The sequence below is a fragment of the Natronorubrum tibetense GA33 genome, from assembly GCF_000383975.1.
Taxonomy (GTDB): Archaea; Halobacteriota; Halobacteria; order Halobacteriales; family Natrialbaceae; genus Natronorubrum; species Natronorubrum tibetense.
This window is the reverse complement of sequence record NZ_KB913017.1, coordinates 3,632,043-3,648,367: the sequence shown is the minus strand read 5'-3', so window position 1 is coordinate 3,648,367 and position 16,325 is coordinate 3,632,043. Positions and strand designations below refer to the sequence as shown.

Annotated in this window: 16 protein-coding genes and 1 pseudogene; 9 read left to right on the top strand and 8 right to left on the bottom strand. The window is 62.7% G+C overall.

The annotated features are described in order from the left end of the window. Positions 1-101: 101 nt before the first annotated feature. Together NATTI_RS0118730 and NATTI_RS0118725 are read right to left on the bottom strand one after the other, a co-directional pair. On the bottom strand, positions 102-488 hold the full coding sequence (locus NATTI_RS0118730; RefSeq protein ID WP_006088341.1) for a PIN domain-containing protein: 387 nt from the start codon (positions 486-488) through the stop codon (positions 102-104). Further along, entirely contained in the window at positions 478-702 is a 225-nt protein-coding gene (locus NATTI_RS0118725; RefSeq protein ID WP_006088342.1) for a ribbon-helix-helix domain-containing protein, read from the bottom strand. The genes NATTI_RS0118730 and NATTI_RS0118725 overlap by 11 nt, the downstream gene beginning before the upstream one ends. A gap of 337 nt (positions 703-1,039) precedes the next feature. Here NATTI_RS0118725 and NATTI_RS27115 point away from each other — a divergent pair. The 4 genes and pseudogenes from NATTI_RS27115 to NATTI_RS0118705 all read left to right on the top strand — a co-directional run bounded on the left by NATTI_RS27115 (position 1,040) and on the right by NATTI_RS0118705 (position 3,277). Continuing rightward, positions 1,040-1,283, top strand: a pseudogene (locus tag NATTI_RS27115) (DUF7563 family protein). A 607-nt stretch (positions 1,284-1,890) separates the two neighbouring features. Then, positions 1,891-2,067: a hypothetical protein gene (locus tag NATTI_RS26200; RefSeq protein ID WP_019992039.1), complete on the top strand. Its 177-nt coding sequence runs from the start codon at positions 1,891-1,893 to the stop codon at positions 2,065-2,067. A gap of 7 nt (positions 2,068-2,074) precedes the next feature. Continuing rightward, positions 2,075-2,332, top strand: a complete 258-nt coding sequence (locus tag NATTI_RS0118710; protein ID WP_019992038.1) for a hypothetical protein — start codon at positions 2,075-2,077, stop codon at positions 2,330-2,332. Between the two features lie 129 nt (positions 2,333-2,461). Then, positions 2,462-3,277: an Nmad3 family putative nucleotide modification protein gene (locus NATTI_RS0118705; protein WP_006088344.1), complete on the top strand. Its 816-nt coding sequence runs from the start codon at positions 2,462-2,464 to the stop codon at positions 3,275-3,277. Positions 3,278-3,281: 4 nt separating this feature from the next. On the opposite strand, the gene NATTI_RS0118700 is transcribed toward NATTI_RS0118705, so the two are convergent. Beyond that, positions 3,282-3,623, bottom strand: coding sequence for a DUF7344 domain-containing protein (locus tag NATTI_RS0118700; protein ID WP_006088345.1), 342 nt, complete (start codon positions 3,621-3,623; stop codon positions 3,282-3,284). A gap of 302 nt (positions 3,624-3,925) precedes the next feature. Between NATTI_RS0118700 and NATTI_RS0118695 the strand changes: the two genes are divergently transcribed. Further along, positions 3,926-4,477 (top strand): acyltransferase, encoded by a 552-nt coding sequence (locus NATTI_RS0118695; RefSeq protein ID WP_006088346.1) that lies wholly within the window; start codon positions 3,926-3,928, stop codon positions 4,475-4,477. A 148-nt stretch (positions 4,478-4,625) separates the two neighbouring features. On the opposite strand, the gene NATTI_RS0118690 is transcribed toward NATTI_RS0118695, so the two are convergent. Next, the gene (locus NATTI_RS0118690; protein WP_006088347.1) at positions 4,626-6,071 is read right to left on the bottom strand and encodes a cytochrome P450; all 1,446 of its coding nucleotides are present in this window, start codon (positions 6,069-6,071) and stop codon (positions 4,626-4,628) included. Between the two features lie 82 nt (positions 6,072-6,153). Between NATTI_RS0118690 and NATTI_RS0118685 the strand changes: the two genes are divergently transcribed. Then, complete coding sequence (locus NATTI_RS0118685) at positions 6,154-6,810, top strand: helix-turn-helix domain-containing protein (RefSeq protein WP_152423925.1); 657 nt, start codon at positions 6,154-6,156, stop codon at positions 6,808-6,810. 105 nt (positions 6,811-6,915) lie between these two features. Here the strand turns inward: NATTI_RS0118685 and NATTI_RS0118680 are convergent, their stop codons facing one another. Next, complete coding sequence (locus NATTI_RS0118680) at positions 6,916-8,070, bottom strand: NAD(P)/FAD-dependent oxidoreductase (protein WP_006088349.1); 1,155 nt, start codon at positions 8,068-8,070, stop codon at positions 6,916-6,918. Positions 8,071-8,187: 117 nt separating this feature from the next. Next, positions 8,188-9,108 carry an arginase gene (gene rocF, locus NATTI_RS0118675; protein WP_006088350.1) on the bottom strand — a complete coding sequence of 307 codons (921 nt, stop codon included), beginning with the start codon at positions 9,106-9,108 and terminating at the stop codon, positions 8,188-8,190. An 86-nt stretch (positions 9,109-9,194) separates the two neighbouring features. Here rocF and NATTI_RS0118670 point away from each other — a divergent pair, with 86 nt between their 5' ends. The 3 genes from NATTI_RS0118670 (at position 9,195) to NATTI_RS0118660 (ending at position 11,635) form a co-directional block, all read left to right on the top strand. Beyond that, positions 9,195-9,875 carry a metal-dependent transcriptional regulator gene (locus tag NATTI_RS0118670; RefSeq protein ID WP_006088351.1) on the top strand — a complete coding sequence of 227 codons (681 nt, stop codon included), beginning with the start codon at positions 9,195-9,197 and terminating at the stop codon, positions 9,873-9,875. Positions 9,876-10,028: 153 nt separating this feature from the next. Next, complete coding sequence (locus NATTI_RS0118665) at positions 10,029-10,961, top strand: ZIP family metal transporter (RefSeq protein ID WP_006088352.1); 933 nt, start codon at positions 10,029-10,031, stop codon at positions 10,959-10,961. Between the two features lie 140 nt (positions 10,962-11,101). Further along, entirely contained in the window at positions 11,102-11,635 is a 534-nt protein-coding gene (locus tag NATTI_RS0118660) for an Rrf2 family transcriptional regulator (RefSeq protein WP_006088353.1), read from the top strand. 117 nt (positions 11,636-11,752) lie between these two features. On the opposite strand, the gene gyrA is transcribed toward NATTI_RS0118660, so the two are convergent. Together gyrA and gyrB are read right to left on the bottom strand one after the other, a co-directional pair. Further along, positions 11,753-14,293, bottom strand: a complete 2,541-nt coding sequence (gyrA, locus tag NATTI_RS0118655) for a DNA gyrase subunit A (protein ID WP_006088354.1) — start codon at positions 14,291-14,293, stop codon at positions 11,753-11,755. Between the two features lie 18 nt (positions 14,294-14,311). Continuing rightward, complete coding sequence (gyrB, locus tag NATTI_RS0118650; RefSeq protein WP_006088355.1) at positions 14,312-16,243, bottom strand: DNA topoisomerase (ATP-hydrolyzing) subunit B; 1,932 nt, start codon at positions 16,241-16,243, stop codon at positions 14,312-14,314. Between the last annotated feature and the right edge of the window lie 82 nt (positions 16,244-16,325).

Genomic DNA, 16,325 nt, shown 5'->3' with positions numbered 1-16,325 from the left:
GTCCCACTTTTTACGACGCAAACGCAAGAGAGGTATCGCTGACGGTCAATCCTAATCACTCCAATTCGAGCAATAGTCCAGCTACGCTGCTACTACGACCATTACTCGAGGTCGCGCGGGTCGATGTGTTCTATTTCCTGGATCTCCGGGTACAGCGTATCAGTCGAAACGACCGTCTCGTCGAGAACCGTAGCAACACCGAGGTGAACGGCATCGAACAGATTCAGCCGTTCGTATGCTCGCTGCAACGTCGAGCCGGCGTCGATGTGCTCGAAACGCAGAGGAACAAGCTGAACTCCCTCGTCTGCGAGCTGTTCGTGAACCGTTGTCCGACGCTCTCGATCCCATTCGTCCTGCATCGCGTACTGTACCTCGATACAGGTCGCGACGGACGTTTTGGGATCGGGAATCTTCTCGAGATCGACGGCCGAACTGAGCCAATCGTCTGCCTTCAGAACGGCGAGAACGACGTCGGTATCAACGTACACGCTTTCTCTCCAGTCGATCCTCGATATCCTGTTCGGCAGTTCTCGACGTTCGTTCGTGCAGCCGTTTCTGTTGTGCTTCGCGTGCGACCAGCCGTGCGCCGTATCGCAGCGCCTCGGATCGTGAACCGAACTTTCCTTCCTCGACGAGTTCGTCGAGTTCGTCGACCAACCCTTCCGGGATCGAAACTGGGATCGACTTCCTGTCGGTGCTCATGGTTATACATATGTATAGAGATCGCATATCTTTTTCGGACACGATGGGACCACCAGCGGTACTCGAGAGCATTCGAGACGAGACGAAATCGAGATTGCGTCCGCAAAAAGAGAGTCGTTGACCTCGGCGGTCCCACTTTTCGCGACGAGGCAAGCAAGGGAGCGAAGCGACTGCTGCATCGCGACGCGAAAATGGGAGGACGAGCGAATCGAGTCCTCGGTGGTCCCACTCGAAATTATCTAAGTGTTCAAATCCTAGCCGCTCGCACCCTCGAGCGTACCGAAAATCCAATTCTCGGTTTCAGTATATTACCACGTAGCCGACAGACCGTTCGGAGGTGGTCGGCGTGACGATCGCACCGTGACCGTCGACGGATACCTCGAGCACGTGCGAACACTGCGGAGCGTACGTTTCGGACCGCTTCTGGTGCTGTCTACGGCGACAACAACGACCAAGCCCACCGCTGTGGGGAGTGTGACTTGTACCGCCGACTGACTCGCGGGTCCGCAGCTGGTGTCGACGTTGGGATTCCCGATCCGGAGACGACCGACGGTCACCACGGGGGTGAGGCCGATGTGTGAGTGGACAGCGATCAGTACAACCTCGAGAGTCGAACGCCCACAATCAAGCTAGCCAGCACTCATCCGTCACGAACGCTCGCCGTTCGCTCGAGGGGCGAGAAATTCGAACCGCTGGCAGATATTCCGTTAACAGCGCTTACCAGTCAGCCTACAGAACTATGACAACTGACGACCGCTGGTCATTTGCCGAGTCGAACGACGAATTGTCAGAGGCACGCTCCGGCTCGGCTACCGATTCGAACCCGCTGAATCGAGCACGAGTTCGAGGCTGACGGTGGGCGGTCACTGTGAGGAGAAACTGATCGTGAGACCGGTCCTTCCAGATGAGTTCGCGGACGGCAGGACTCGAGCGCGATCTCGCGCGCAGAGCCAGCAGTCGGACAGACGGAGAAACGTGAGGGTCCGTTGAGGTCGACCGCCGAGTCTCGAGGGACAACACGCCCGTGTGGCCTTCGAGCCCTCGCGTCCCACTCGCCGCGAATAGATTCAAGCGCACGTACTGCCGTGACTGGCTACAGGTATCGAAATCGATGCGTCTCCCACTTGACTTACCGGTCGACCGCGCCATCAATCCCGTCGCCGCCGGACTGCTCCTCGTCGGGTAGCGGTGCTCTGTTCGGCCGCCGTGGGGACGGTCCCGATCGGCTACGAGAACGATCTCGAGGGCGAGACCGAACCGAAAGCAGCGATCGGGACCACCACGCTGGTACAGGACGGAGCCGACGGGTTCGTCACCCTCGAGGTGACGTCGATGCAGAAACGCGCGTCTTCGATCGTACGGTGAGACTCTAATGTTCGGGCTCGAGGAGTTGGTCCCACCACAGGTGACGAAAACGACCCTGTACCACGTTGTCGGCTGGGGACTCCGGCTCTACGTCTGCTCGCTCGTCGTCGTCGGTGGCTACAGCCTCCTCTGGGTGCTCAAGTTGGCAGGCGTGGTCCCCGAAACGTGGCCATCGGCGATCTGGATCGGGAGCGCCGTGATGGGATGTCTCTTCCTCGTCTTGCTCGTTCCCCTGTTCTACTCGGCTCGATCATCGGCCCGGTAGCGACTGGGCTCGAGCGATCTGGAGCCCCTGCACCCGACACCACTACCACATCATCCCCCGTTCGTCGAATCCGCGTTTTCGCTCCCACGACCGTCGGCTTTACGTCCCAGCCATCCCCACGGACGAGTAATGACGGTGGTTCTGGCCGGTGTCGGTGCGGATAGCACGAATCTGGGGGCCCTCGCGCCGTTGTATGACGACGGACGCTTCGAGTACGTCCCGATTCCCGAGAAGACCTGCGAGACGGACGAGAGCGCCACGCTCGGTTCGTGGGACCTCCGCGCGACTGACGGAACCGCCGTAGACCTCACGAGCCGGATCACACCCCAACCGATCGGCGACGCCGACCGGACAGTCACCGGTGGCGAACTCGAGTCCTGGCCGTTTCATCACGATCCCAACTTCGAGGCCCTGACCTACGGCGAACACCGCACCAGCGGCTACGTTTCGAGGCTACGCGCACTCGAGTCGGGCGACATCGTCGGCTTCTACGCCGGCCTGCGCCGCCCCGACGGCGACCGCGCTCATCGCTACCTGATCGGCTACTTCACAGTCGACCGCGTCGACGTCGTCACGCCGGATATGGCTCAGGACGAACGCGAGTCAATTCTCGCAGCACATCCGGACAACGCCCACACCAAACGCGCCCGCGACGGCGAGTGCTACCTCGAGAAACCGGTCGTGCTGATCGACGGCTGCGAACCCGGCGGCCTCTTCGACCGACACCCAATTCGGCTGTCGGAGTACTACGTCAAGTCGGGGAACCAACGGGCGCAGTACTATCTACGAGAGCCGGTCGCGAGCGCCTTTGACGTCCGTGCTGGTGGCGAAAATATGATGTATAAGCCGGCCTATCGTTGCGGGATCTCCGGGGATGCGTTCCGCCGGCGTGTCGGCGTCCCCGGCGAGCGGACCGTCGACGACGCGGCTATCGAAGCCGCCTAACGCGTCACTGGTGATCCACCGAGATCTCGAGGTCGGAGACGTACGGCGCTACCGCCTCGAAGTTCGATCCGGGGGTAATCTCCTCGGTCGTGCGGTCGTACTCGACGATATCGTACTGACTGAGCCGCGGCAAGTGGTTGTGGATCAACTGGACGAGGACGGCCGTCCGATCCGATTCGAACGTCGTTGCCGTCGCCTCGCGTTGCCAGTTGGCGATCCGCCGGGCGGCTTCCGGCACCGTCGTACGGTTAGTGGCCGATAGATAGCTCAGCAAATACCCGCGGACTCGGTTGGCGAGCAGCGAATAGACCGTTTCCGGCTCGAGCGTATCCCGTTGGAGCGACATTGTGCTTGACACAATGATGCCATCTAAAACAACGATTAGGCCTAACTGGTTGGGTGTCCAACTATATTATATGATTGTCGAACCATCAACGAACGGCGACTGTTTATTATAATCATCGTTACGTCTGTAACGGATTGTGTGAGATAGTCTCAAAAGGAACCGTCGGGGGCGACCGAACGGTTCGATATCCGCTGGTGGCGAATACGAAACGACCGGTGTCGAATTCGCCACCGAGTCCTCGAGTCGCTGACCTAGACGACGACCGGGCGGTTTCATGTAGTGATGGGTCATATCACCAGCCAGTGACTGACGAGACGCCGTCCCGCCACGACCGCGTCCGGCGCCATCCAACGCCGGGACCGGGGAACTCGCTCGCCGACTGGACCCGCGCTCGAAGCCCGCTTCGAGTCGCAATTTCGTACGTCGTCGTCTGGCTCGTGCGAATCTCTCCGAGTCTTCGACTCAAACGCTGGCTCCTCCGACGGCTCGGCGTCACCGTCGGACCGGGCGTCTCCTGGGGACTCGAGGCCACGCCGGACGTCTTTTGGCCCGAACTGATCACCGTCGAAGCCGAAGCGATCGTGGGCTACGACGCCACGATCCTCTGTCACGAGTTCCTGCAGGACGAGTATCGGACGGGAGAGGTCCGGATCGGCGAACGGGCGATGATCGGTGCCGGAGCCATCGTACTCCCGGGGGTCGAAATCGGTGCGGACGCGCGCGTCGCGGCGAACTCGCTCGTGACGAGGGACGTGCCGCCGGAGACGACGGTTGCGGGCGTTCCGGCCGAGCCGATGGGATCGCCGACCACCGACGACACCGGAGCGAGCGACGACGGCGAAACCGGAGACTGAGACGGAGCGCGAACGCGAGCAGAGACGGTTCCGTCCAGTCGAACACGACCGGATTCGGCCGCGATCAACCTGGCTGGAGCGATCCCGGGCGTCGCATCGCCTGAAAAGTGTCGACCTCGCTGAATCCGACCTGAACGTGGCGGTCGTCTCAAAGAGAGTCAGTGTCGACTCGCAGTCGAACCGGCCCGTCGGGCTGTAGCGTCGCGCTCGGGGCAAAAGACAGCGTCTCGGTGACCGGACTGAACCGGTACTGAGAGAGCAACACGGCGAGAGTCAGTCGGAGTTCCAGCAGCGCAAAGCGCATTCCGATACAGTGGCGTGGGCCCCCGCCGAACGGGAAGTACGCATACTCCGGACGAGACGACTTCGACGCCGGTCCACCGTTTCTCCCGTCTCCCGTCGATGTCTCCCAGCGATCCGGACGGAACGCCTCGGGGTTCTCCCACCAGCGCGGGTCTCGATGGCACGTCCACGGCGACAGCGCGAGGACGGTTCCCGCCGGGACTCGAGTGTCGAGCAGGTCGACCGAACGGGCGGGCTCGCGAAAGAACACGTGTACCGGCGGATACAGCCGAAGCGTCTCGTCGACGACGCGATCGACGGCTGGAAGCGCGTCGCGTGCAGCCGCGCCGTCCGGATCGATCACGGGGTCGCCAAATTCGTCGACCGCGTCCCGAACGCTCGCCTGTTCGTCGGGCTCGGTCGCGAGCGAGTGGAGCGCGTAGGTCAGGCCGAGTGCCGTCGTTTCGTGGCCGGCGAACAGGAACGTGACGACGTTGTCTCGAAGCGTCTGGTCGTCCATACCGCCGTCAGCGGTGGCGGCGATGAGCATCGATAGGAGATCCGTTCCGGAGTAGCTCCCCTCCTCGATAGCGGTTCGCCGGTCGTCGATAATCCGATCGATGGTCCGGCGAAGATCCGCGAGCGCCCGCCGGTAGCGACGATTAGTCGGCGAGGGGATCCACTCCGGGAGGAACGCGCCGACGCGCCGGGAGTCGTATCTCGCGGCGATCGCATCCGCCGCGTGAGCGACGATGTCCCGATCCGACCCGGGATCGATTCCGAGCAGGGTGTCCGCGAGAACGGCGAGGGTAAGCTCGCTCGAGACCTCCGCAACGTCGACGACTTGCCCGTCCGTCCATCCGTCGGCCATCGTCGCGGACTTTTCGGTCATTGTGTCGGCGTAGCCGGCGATCCGCTCTCGGTAGAACGCGGGTTGCATCGTCGACCGTTGGTCCTGCCAGTCGCCCTCTTCGGCGAGGAAGATTCCGTCGCCGAGGAGGCTCCCGATCTGTCGTTGCATCATCTCCCCCTTGCGATACGCGTCGTCGTCATCGACGAGAACGGCCTGGACCCCTTCGGGATGGGCGACGACGTAGCACTGGTCGGTGAACATCCGGTAGGGCAGCAGGTCGTGTCCACGCGCCGCGTCGAAGAATCCGAGCGGGTCGCCAGTTATCTGGTGGAGGTTGCCGATTACCGGCAGCGGTTTCGGACGATCCGTTCGGTCGCCGTCGGCGCTGCTGGGGTCGCCGTGATCGTCGGCGGTGGACGCGGTGTCGGTCGTCGCGGAAGCGCGTGTCTCCTCGCTCATAGCAGCGGATCGGTGGCCCGAACCCCTCGTCGTTGTCACGGATCTATCCGTCTATTTATAAGCTAAACCCGTTGGTATCGGTATGCGTTCGTTTACAGTGGCGATCCGGATGCCAGAGTGGGCCCAACATCCGATGCATCGATTGATCGACGACCACGAGGCGGTTCACCGGAGCGAGCTACTCGAGTGGAACGTCACGGGCGAGCAGCGCATCGCGCTGGTGTTTCGCGTGCTCGCCGACCGTGACGTATACGAGCGCGCGCTCCGAGAGACGGCGTCGATCCGCGAGTACGAACTGGTAGACGGTCGGGCCGGCGAACTGTATCTCTACGTCAGGGATACTCCCACAGAGAGCGATCGGGAGCTGTACAACGCGTTCACGGCAACGAACCTCGTCGCCGTGCCGCCGGTCACGTTCCTCCCTGGTGGTCGGCTCACGATACAGGTGTTGGGAACCGCCGCTGACGTCGATACCGTCGTGGACGAACTCCCCGACGGGTTCGCCGTCGAACTCGAGGCCGTGACTTCGATGGGGCCGACCGACGGTCGTATCGGACTGACCGAGCGACAGCGAGCGACGGTGGCGGCCGCCGAGCGAGTCGGCTACTACGAAATCCCACGTGAGGGGACCATAAGCGACATCGCGGACGAGTTGGGAATCGCGACGAGTACGGCCGGCGACCACCTGCGGAAGGCGGAGGCGACGCTCGCACGGAGCTATCTCGACGGACGCTTCTGAGGCGGCGCGCGTACCCTACGGTACGTGTAGACGGTATCAACGCAAGGGATCCACCAGGCCTGTGAAAAGATCGACTCGAGCGCTCGAAACTGGGGCGTGGCCGGCTTATAGCGACGACCAGGACTTGCGGGCGACGTTCCAGGAGGTGATGTCCGCAATCCAACGGGCGGCGATCATCTTTTTCAGGTTCTTCGCGGGGAAGCCGCCAAAGGTGTCGACGGGGAGCATCTGCACGTCGTGAGCGACTGCTTTCTCGCCGACGGAGACGACGGTCCCTTTGTCGTTGTACTCCCAGGTCTTGAGGGGACGGTTCTCGATGGCACGCGAGATGTTCTCGCCGGCAACCTCGGCGGCTTGCCAGGCGGCCTGTGCGGTCGGCGGTGCGGGCCGGTCGCCCTGGTCGATGATCGCCGAGTCGCCGATGGCGAAGACGCGCTCGTCGGAGGTCTGGAAGTTCGCTTCCGTGTTCACGCGGTTGTGTTCGTTATCGAGGTCGACGTCGTCCATCGCGTCGCGACCCGTGATGCCGCCAGTCCAGACGAGCACGTCGTGCTCGAGCGGTTCGCCCTCGTCGAACTCGATGACGTCTTCCTTCGCTTCCGTAATCGGGTCGTCCGTGTGGATCTGGACGCCAGCCTCCTCGAGCAGGTCGCGCAGCGCCTGCTGTACTTCCGGATCGTTACCGGGGAAGATTTCCTCGAGCGCCTCGACGAGGTGGATTTCGATCGGCGCGCGGTGGTTGTCGCGGAACTCGGCGATTTCGCCGGCGGTCTGGATGCCCGAGAGACCGGCACCGCCGATGACGACCTGTGCGGGTTCGCCGCGGGTTGCGGCCTGACTGGCTTCTTTGACGGCCTCGTGAATCTCGAGGGCGTCGTCGAGGCTCTTCAGGGTCAGCGAGTGGTCCTCGAGACCGGGGATGCCGTAGTAGGCGGTCTGGCTGCCGAGGCCGACGAGGACGTAGTCGTAGTCGACGTCGTCGGTGTCGGCGAGTTCGACGACCTGCTCGTCGACGTCGAGGCCGGTGACTTCGTCCTGGATGAACCGAGTCGACGGGTCGGCGATGTCTTCGACCGGGAACGTGATGTCCGAACGGACATCCGGATCACGGATCACGCGGTGAGATTCGTGCAAGACGAGATGATAGTCGACGTCTGCGATCCACGTTAGCCGCGCGTTGCCCCCGAGCTCCGATTGGAGCTTGTTGATCGCACCAGCACCGGCATAGCCCGCGCCGAGCACGACGACGTTCTCAGTCATATTCGACAGTCAGATACACTACGATACAAAGGTGTTGGAACGCGCATCAAGTTGTGGCGTGTTCTCACCCCTCAGTGTACGCCCTCCGGAAAATCGAGCTCCTGACAGGTTCCGAGTTCAGAGGATTCGGTTTCCGAACGCGCTCGCGGTCAGTTCGGCCCCGAGCGTCGCCGTTTCGTTCCCTTCGTCGAGGATCGGGTTTACTTCCACGACATCCATCGATCGGAGGACTCCCTCGCTATCGTGTCGCTCGGAGACCGTCTCGAGTGCGGCGTGGGCTTCCCGATAGGTGACGCCGCCGCGGACGGGCGTCCCGACGCCGGGGGCCGCTTTGGGGTCGAGCCAGTCGAGATCGAGACTGACGTGGACGCCGTCGGTGCCGTCCGTTGCGACGTCGAGTGCGTCCTCGACGACGGCCGTCATGCCGCGTTCGTCGATATCGGCCATCGTAAACGCCGTCATCTCGCTTTCTCGGACGAGTTCGCGTTCGCGCTCATCGATACTGCGAAGGCCGACGTACGCGATCGACTCCTCTCGGACGCGGGGCGCGGTGGCCCACTCCATCTCCGCGAACGCGCCGTGGCCGAGCGTCGCGGCGAGGGGCATCCCGTGGACGTTTCCGCTGGGCGAGGTCTCCGGCGTGTTCAGGTCGGCGTGGGCGTCGAACCAGATCGCGCCGAGGTCGGCGTCTCGAGCGGCACCGTGCATCGATCCGATGGCAACCGAGTGGTCGCCGCCGACGACGAGCGGGAATTCGCCGTTGGCGAGCGTCTGCGCGACGCGATCGCTCAGGCGCGTACAGACGTCTTCGACCTCCCGGAGGAACTTCGCGTTCCCCCGATTCGGGCCGCCGGCGTCCGGGTCCCGTTCTTCGGCCCGCGGGATATCGAGGTCTCCCGCGTCGATCGGATCGACCCCCGCCCGCTCGAGTCTGTCGGCCAGTCCCGCATACCGGATAGCGGACGGTCCCATGTCGACTCCGCGGCGATCCGCGCCGTAGTCCATCGGCGCACCGATAATTCTGACAGTCGTGCCCATACGTCCAGTTTACGACGGGGCGATTTGATGCTGACGATCGAGACGGCGACAGATTTAGGGTTAGACGGGGCTAAACCTCGAACAAGATGATGCTGAGCGACGTGATGGAAGACTACCTCAAGGCGATCTACCAGCTCCAGCGCGAGACTGACGAGCGCATCAAGACGTCGGCTATCGCCGAGGAGTTGGATGTCACGTCGCCAACCGTCACGAGCATGCTCGACAAACTCGAGGAACGGGGCTTCGTCGACCGCGAGAAGTACCGCGGCGTCACGCTGACCGACGAGGGCGAGACCGTCGCCCTCGAGGTCGTCCGCCACCATCGGCTGCTCGAGGCCTACCTCACCGAACACTTAGACTACGACTGGGCGGAGGTCCACGAGGAGGCTGACCGGCTCGAACACCACATCAGCGAGGATTTCGAGGCCCGCGTCGCGGACGCGCTGGGCCAGCCGACGGTCGACCCCCACGGCTCGCCGATCCCCAGCGCCGACCTCGAGCCGCCGGAGCGTCCCGATGGCAAATCCGTCACCGAGTTCGAGGAGGGCGACGTCGTCGTCGTCGAGGAGGTTGCCGACCGCGACGCGGACGTCCTCTCCTATCTGGCCGACCACGGCGTCGAACCCGGCGTCGAACTCGAGATCGTCGAGGTCGCACCGTTCGGGATGATCACCGCGCGCTCGAGCGAGCACGACGAATCGGTCTCGCTCCCCGACGCCGTCGCACACCACGTGCGCGTGGCTCGAGGGGCAGAGGTCGAACAATAGTACGAGACGGACCATATTCCTACAAGAAGCCGATCGAGAATTTTGTTTAGATTCGATCTAACGGAAAGCGCGTGGAAAAGGTATAAGTTTAGACGGACCTAATAACTGTGTAATGACGACTCGAGTTTGTGTTTCTGGAGGTGACGGTTTGCGATGACGGATCGGTCGATACACGACCTGCCTCGCTGGCTGTTAGCGATCGGTCCTCTCCTCGTATTCGGGGCGATTTTCGGAGCGCTCTATCTCACTTCGCCGTTCGGCGACCTCGGAAGCGTGGACGAAGCGAGCACGGCCGATATGCTCTGGATGCTGACGATAATCGGGGCGATTGCCGGTATCATTCCGGTGTTGATTGGGATGCTCTGGTTCCCGTTTATTCGCAATCTCGATCCGCGGTATTTACACGCCTTCATGGCGCTCGCTGCCGGTGTCCTCGTGTTCATCGCCGTCGAGATGACCGAAGAGGTCTTCGAGTACAGCGCTGCCGCCGAGAGTACCGGTCTCGCTGCCGCGCTGGCCATCGTCGGCGTCGGGGGGACGTTCCTCGTCATGTACGCTGCCAGCGAGTGGCGCCAGCGCAAGATGGCCGACCAACAAAAAAGCGGCCTCGAGATCGCCTATCTGGTCGCGCTCGCGCTCGGCCTCCACAGTCTCGGGGAAGGGCTCGGCATCGGCGTCGCCTACGTGGCCGGTGACGCGTCGCTGGTGATGTTGCTCGTTCTGGCGTTCGTGATGCACAACGTGATGGAGGGCCCGACCATCGTCGCCGCCGTCGCTCGCGACAGGGCGACGCCCCCGCTGTATCACTTCGTCGCGATGGGTGCCATCGCGGGGGGCACCGTTATTCTCGGCGGCTGGGTCGGCAGCTTCGCCCAGTCCAATCTGCTCGCGGTCCTGTTCTACGCCATCGCGATCGGTGCGATCCTCCAGGTGCTCATCGAGGTCGCGGAACTCATCCGATTCGATGCCGAAGCCGTCATCACCCGAGTCAACGCCGCGACGTTTTCGTTCGGCTTCGTCCTGATGTTCCTCCTCGAGGACGTGCTCACCGACGTGGTCCTCGAGGGCTGGCTGGTTCCGACGTAATCGCCGAGCATCGTCGGCCGGAGCGAGCGGCGGATGACAAATCCAAACGCCTTACTATGGCTGGTTCAAACAGCAAAATCTGAGCATATCAGCCCGGCGTACCCGTCGGGTTTAAGGAAATCAATTACGAACAATAAAGTATGTCATCCATCGAACTCACCCCCAGCCAGAAGAAGATCCTCCGCGCATTGACGAATCTCCACAAGGAGTCCGAATCCGCAATCAAAGGCGAGGATATCGCCGACCAGGTCGACCGGAACCCCGGAACGATCCGCAACCAGATGCAGAGTCTCAAGGCCTTGCAGCTGGTCGAGGGTGTACCAGGCCCGAAAGGTGGCTACAAGCCGACCGCCGCAGCCTACGAGGCCCTCGAGATCCAGCAGATGGACGATCCGGCCTCCGTCCCGCTCGAGCACGAGGGTAACCCCGTCCAGGACGTCATCGTCGAGGAGATCGATCTCTCGAGCGTCCACCACCCCGAACTCTGCCGCGCCGAGATTCACATGCAGGGCTCGATGGGCGAGATTCACGAGGACGATTCGGTCACCGTCGGCCCGACGCCGCTGTCGAAACTGGTCATCGAGGGCCGCGTCGACGGCAAGGACGACACCAACAACATTCTCATCCTGCGGATCGAAGACATGGTCGCGCCTGCCGAAGAGCCTGCACACTGAGTCGCCCACAGTTTCGACTCTTCATAACTTACCCCGTACTCGAGAGTATCCACCGACGCTCCGCTCGCCTACTGTGCTCGACGGCGCTTCGACACGCAAAAAATTGCTGCGGGCCGCTCAGTTTTCGTCGCCGTCCGCCTCGACTTCGCCGTCCGCCTCGACTTCGTCGTTTGCCTCGTCACCGTCGTCTGCCTCGGCGTCGGCTGCCGCGGCCGCCGGAATGTCGTCGACGCTGGCAACCGCGTCGCCGTCCTCGACGGCCATCACGATCACGCCCATCGTGTTCCGTCCGACTTCGGAGATTTCGTCGACGCGGGTGCGGACGATCTGGCCGCGCTCGCTCATCATGACGAGTTGGTCGTCGTCATCGACGGCTTTGACGGCCGTCACGGGACCGTTTCGCTCGCCCGTCTTGATGTCGATCAGGCCCTTTCCGTACCGGGACTGCGTGCGGTACTCGGAGAGCCGAGTCCGTTTCCCGTACCCGTTTCGGGTGACGGTCAACAGCGCCTGTCCGTCCTCTTCGTCGGTCGCGACCAGTCCGGCGACCGCGTCGTCCTCTTGCAGTTTGATCCCATTGACCCCGCGGGCGTTTCGTCCCATCGAGCGGACTTCGCTCTCGTCGAACCGGATCGTCATCCCGCCTTCCGTCGCGATGACCAGATCCTGCGAGCCGTCGGTGACTTCGACGTCGACCAGTTCGTCGCCCTCCTCTAAGTCGGCCGCGATAATCCCGGTCGTCCGGATGTTCTCGAAGTCGTCGCCGGTGGTTCGCTTGACGTACCCGTGGCGGGTCGCCATGGTTACGTACTCGTCCTCGCCGAAGGCGTCGGTGTCGACGATCGCCGTGATATCTTCGCCGGGGTCGAGATCGAGGATGTTGACCGCCGATTTCCCTCGAGCGGTGCGGCCCATCTCGGGGATCTCGTAGGTCTTGAGCTGGTAGACTTTGCCCTGATTGGTGAAACAGAGCAGGTAGTCGTGGGTGTTCGCCCGGAACACCGTCGTGACGCGGTCGTCGTCCTTGACGTCCGCGCCGATGATCCCCTTGCCGCCCCGGCCCTGGGGATCGAAGTTCTCGATTGGCATCCGCTTGACGTAGTCGTCTTCGGTCATGACGACGAAGACCTCCTCCTCCGGGATGAGGTCCTCGTGGGTGACCGTCCCCTGGTCCTCGACGATCGAGGTACGACGGTCATCGGCATACTCGTCTTTGATCTCGCGGAGTTCGTCCTTGATGACGCCGAGCAGTTCCTGCTCGCTCTCGAGGATACTCGTCAGGCGTTCGATTTCGGCCTGGACCTCCTCGTACTCGTCTTCGATCTCGGCGGTCTCCATCGAAGTGAGGCTGCCGAGTTGCATCCGGACGATATGCTCGGACTGGGCCTCCGAGAAGTCGTACGCCTCCTGTAAGGCCTCTCTTGCAGCGGAGCGGTCCTCGCTGTTGCGGATCAGTTCGACCACGTCGTCGGCGTTCTCGACGGCCGTCAGCCGGCCTTCTAAGATGTGGGCGCGGTCTTCGGCTTCCTCGAGATCGTACTCGCTACGGCGGCGGACGACCTCGCGTCGGTGGGCGACGTACTCCTCGAGCGTCTCTCGAAGCGAGAGCACCTGGGGCTGGCCGTCGACCAGCGCGAGGTTGATGACGCCGAACGTTTTCTCGAGATGGTTCTCGAGCAGTCGGTTTTTGACGACCTCGACGTTCGCGCCGCGTTTACACTCGACGACGACGCGGACGCCGTCGCGGTCGGACTCGTCGCGCAGGTCCGAGACCCCCTCGATCAGGCCCTCGTTGACGTCCTCGGCGATGCGCTCGACCATTCGGGCCTTGTTCGCCTGATAGGGAAGTTCGGTGATGACGATCCGTTCGCGGTCTTTTTTCCACTCCTCGACCTCAAACTCGGCGCGGACCCGAACGCGTCCGCGGCCGGTCTTGTACGCCGAGTAGATGGCGTCCCGTCCGACGATGTTCGCGCCGGTCGGGAAGTCGGGACCCTTGACGTGCTCCATCAGGTCCTCCACCGTCGCGTCGGGGTTGTCGATCAACTCGATCGTCGCGTCGATCACCTCGCCAAGATTGTGCGGCGGGATGTTCGTCGACATCCCGACCGCGATCCCCGAGGAGCCGTTGACCAGCAGGTTCGGGAAGGCAGCCGGCAACACGTCGGGTTCCTGCAGGCGGTCGTCGTAGTTCGCCGAGAAGTCGACCGTGTCCTTGTCGATGTCCTCGAGCAACTCTTCGGCGACGGGGGCCATCCGCGCCTCAGTGTATCGAGGCGCTGCGGCGGGATCGCCGTCCATCGAGCCGAAGTTCCCCTGCCCGTCTACGAGGGGATAGCGCATCGAGAAGTCCTGGGCCAGTCGGACCAGGGTGTCGTAGATCGCGCTGTCACCGTGGGGGTGGTAATCACCCATCGTCTCCCCGACGATCGAGGAGGACTTGCGGTGGCTGCTGCCCGACGAGACGCCCATCTCGTGCATCGCATACAGGATGCGCCGATGAACCGGCTTCAGGCCGTCCCGGACGTCCGGGAGGGCTCGGCCCGCGATGACGGACATCGCGTAGTCGATGTAGCTCTGCTCCATCTCGTCTTCGATGCGGACGTTTTCGACCGCCCGTGCCTCTACGTCAGTCGGATCGGGTACGTCTGAACTCATGTAGTTACGTCACCTCGTCTAAATATCGATCCACTCGGCTTCGGGAGCGTGATCTTTGATAAATTGCTTGCGCGGTTCGACGGCGTCGCCCATCAGCACGGAGAACATCTTGTCCGCCGCGGCCGCGTCCTCGATCGTGATCTGCTTGAGAATACGGTTCTCGGGGTTCATCGTCGTCTCCCAGAGCTGTTCGGGGTTCATTTCGCCCAGTCCCTTGAATCGCTGGACCTGGGTCGGATTGCCGTCGCACTTCTCCTCGACGATCTCGTCCCGCTCGGCCTCGGTCATCGCGTCGTACGTTTCGCCGCGGTAGCGAACCCGATACAGCGGCGGCTGAGTCGCGTAGACGTAGCCACCCTCGAGCAGCGGGCGCATGTGCCGGTAGAAGAACGTCAGCATGAGCGTCCGGATGTGCGCGCCGTCGACGTCGGCGTCGGTCGCCATGATGATCTTCTTGTAGCGGACATCATCGATGTCGAACTCGTCACCGATCCCCGCGCCGATCGCGGTGATCATGTTCCGGATCTCGTCGTTCTCGAGGATCCGATCGAGTCGGTGTTTCTCGACGTTCAGAATTTTCCCCTTGATGGGGAGGATAGCCTGATAATCCGGATTCCGGGCCTGTTTTGCGCTGCCGCCCGCGGAGTCACCCTCCGCGATGAACAGTTCGGCCTCGTCGGGATCCTTGGTCTGGCAGTCCGCCAGCTTTCCGGGCAGCGAGGTCGAGTCGAGCGCCGACTTGCGTCGCGTCAACTCTTCGGCCTTTCGGGCTGCTTTCCGCGCCTTCGCGGCCTCGACGGCCTTCATCACGATGGCCTGTGCCGTGTCGGGATGTTCCTCGAAGTAAGTGCCAAGCCCCTCGTGCATCGCGCTTTCGACGATTCCGCGGACCTCCGAGTTGCCGAGTTTCGTTTTCGTCTGGCCCTCGAATTGCGGGTCCGGGTGTTTGATCGAGATGACCGCGGTGAGTCCCTCGCGGATGTCTTCGCCCGTGAGATTCTCCTCGAGATCCGAGAGCAAGCCGTTGTCACCCGCGTAGTCGTTGACCGTCCGCGTGAGCGCGGTCTTGAACCCGGTGAGGTGAGTCCCGCCCTCTCGAGTGTTGATGTTGTTCGCGAAGGCGTGGATCGAGCCCTGCAGTTCCTCGGTGGCTTGCATTGCGACCTCGATCTGGATGTTCTGCTCTTCGTCCTCGAAGTAGATGATATCGTCGTGCATCGCCGAGCGCGTCTCGTTCAGATACTCGACGAACTCGCGGATGCCGCCGTCGTACTCGTAGGTGTCCGCGACGAACTCGCCGTCGTCGGTCTGCTCGCGTTCGTCACGCAGCGTAATGCGGACGCCCGAGTTGAGGAAGGCGAGTTCGCGAAGCCGGTTCGAGAGCGTCGAAAACGAAAATTCGTCTGCCTCGAAGATGTCGGTGTCGGCCCAGAACCGAACCTGCGTGCCGGTCTCCTCGTCCGGCTCCATGTCGCGAACGCGCTCCATGTCGCCGACTGGTTCGCCCGTCTCGAAGGCGTGGCGGAAGACGGCACCGTCGCGTCTGACCTCGGCCTCGAGACGTTCGGAAAGCGCGTTGACGACGCTCACGCCGACACCGTGGAGACCGCCGGAGACCTGGTAGGACTTGTTGTCGAACTTCCCGCCGGCGTGGAGAACAGTGAGAATCACCTCGAGAGCCGGGCGATCGTATTCGTCGTGCGTGTCGACGGGGATACCGCGGCCGTCGTCTGCGACGCTCACCGAGTTGTCCTCGTGGATCGTGACGGTGATGTCGTCGCAGTGACCTGCCAGTGCCTCGTCGATCGAGTTGTCCACCACTTCGTAGACGAGATGGTGGAGTCCTCGAGAATCTGTAGAGCCGATATACATCGCCGGCCGTTTTCGCACGGCCTCCAGGCCCTCTAAGACCTGAATCTGTCCGGCGCCGTACTCACTTTCCTGGGACATGTAAAACCTGCTTTCGGGTAGTGGTCGGGCCCTAATAAAAGTCACGTACGCGCGCGGGCGAGCGCTCGGTAACAGCTGGTTG

Bases quoted from the DNA above. Each gene is read 5' to 3' on its own strand.
- NATTI_RS0118705 (WP_006088344.1), top strand. From the start codon at position 2,462: ATGACGGTGGTTCTGGCCGGTGTCGGTGCGGATAGCACGAATCTGGGG.
- rocF (WP_006088350.1), bottom strand. From the start codon at position 9,108: ATGGGCACGACTGTCAGAATTATCGGTGCGCCGATGGACTACGGCGCG.
- NATTI_RS0118685 (WP_152423925.1), top strand. From the start codon at position 6,154: ATGCGTTCGTTTACAGTGGCGATCCGGATGCCAGAGTGGGCCCAACAT.
- NATTI_RS0118660 (WP_006088353.1), top strand. From the start codon at position 11,102: ATGTCATCCATCGAACTCACCCCCAGCCAGAAGAAGATCCTCCGCGCA.
- NATTI_RS0118710 (WP_019992038.1), top strand. From the start codon at position 2,075: ATGTTCGGGCTCGAGGAGTTGGTCCCACCACAGGTGACGAAAACGACC.
- NATTI_RS0118725 (WP_006088342.1), bottom strand. From the start codon at position 702: ATGAGCACCGACAGGAAGTCGATCCCAGTTTCGATCCCGGAAGGGTTG.
- NATTI_RS0118690 (WP_006088347.1), bottom strand. From the start codon at position 6,071: ATGAGCGAGGAGACACGCGCTTCCGCGACGACCGACACCGCGTCCACC.
- gyrB (WP_006088355.1), bottom strand. From the start codon at position 16,243: ATGTCCCAGGAAAGTGAGTACGGCGCCGGACAGATTCAGGTCTTAGAG.
- NATTI_RS0118700 (WP_006088345.1), bottom strand. From the start codon at position 3,623: ATGTCGCTCCAACGGGATACGCTCGAGCCGGAAACGGTCTATTCGCTG.
- gyrA (WP_006088354.1), bottom strand. From the start codon at position 14,293: ATGAGTTCAGACGTACCCGATCCGACTGACGTAGAGGCACGGGCGGTC.
- NATTI_RS0118670 (WP_006088351.1), top strand. From the start codon at position 9,195: ATGATGCTGAGCGACGTGATGGAAGACTACCTCAAGGCGATCTACCAG.
- NATTI_RS0118680 (WP_006088349.1), bottom strand. From the start codon at position 8,070: ATGACTGAGAACGTCGTCGTGCTCGGCGCGGGCTATGCCGGTGCTGGT.
- NATTI_RS0118665 (WP_006088352.1), top strand. From the start codon at position 10,029: ATGACGGATCGGTCGATACACGACCTGCCTCGCTGGCTGTTAGCGATC.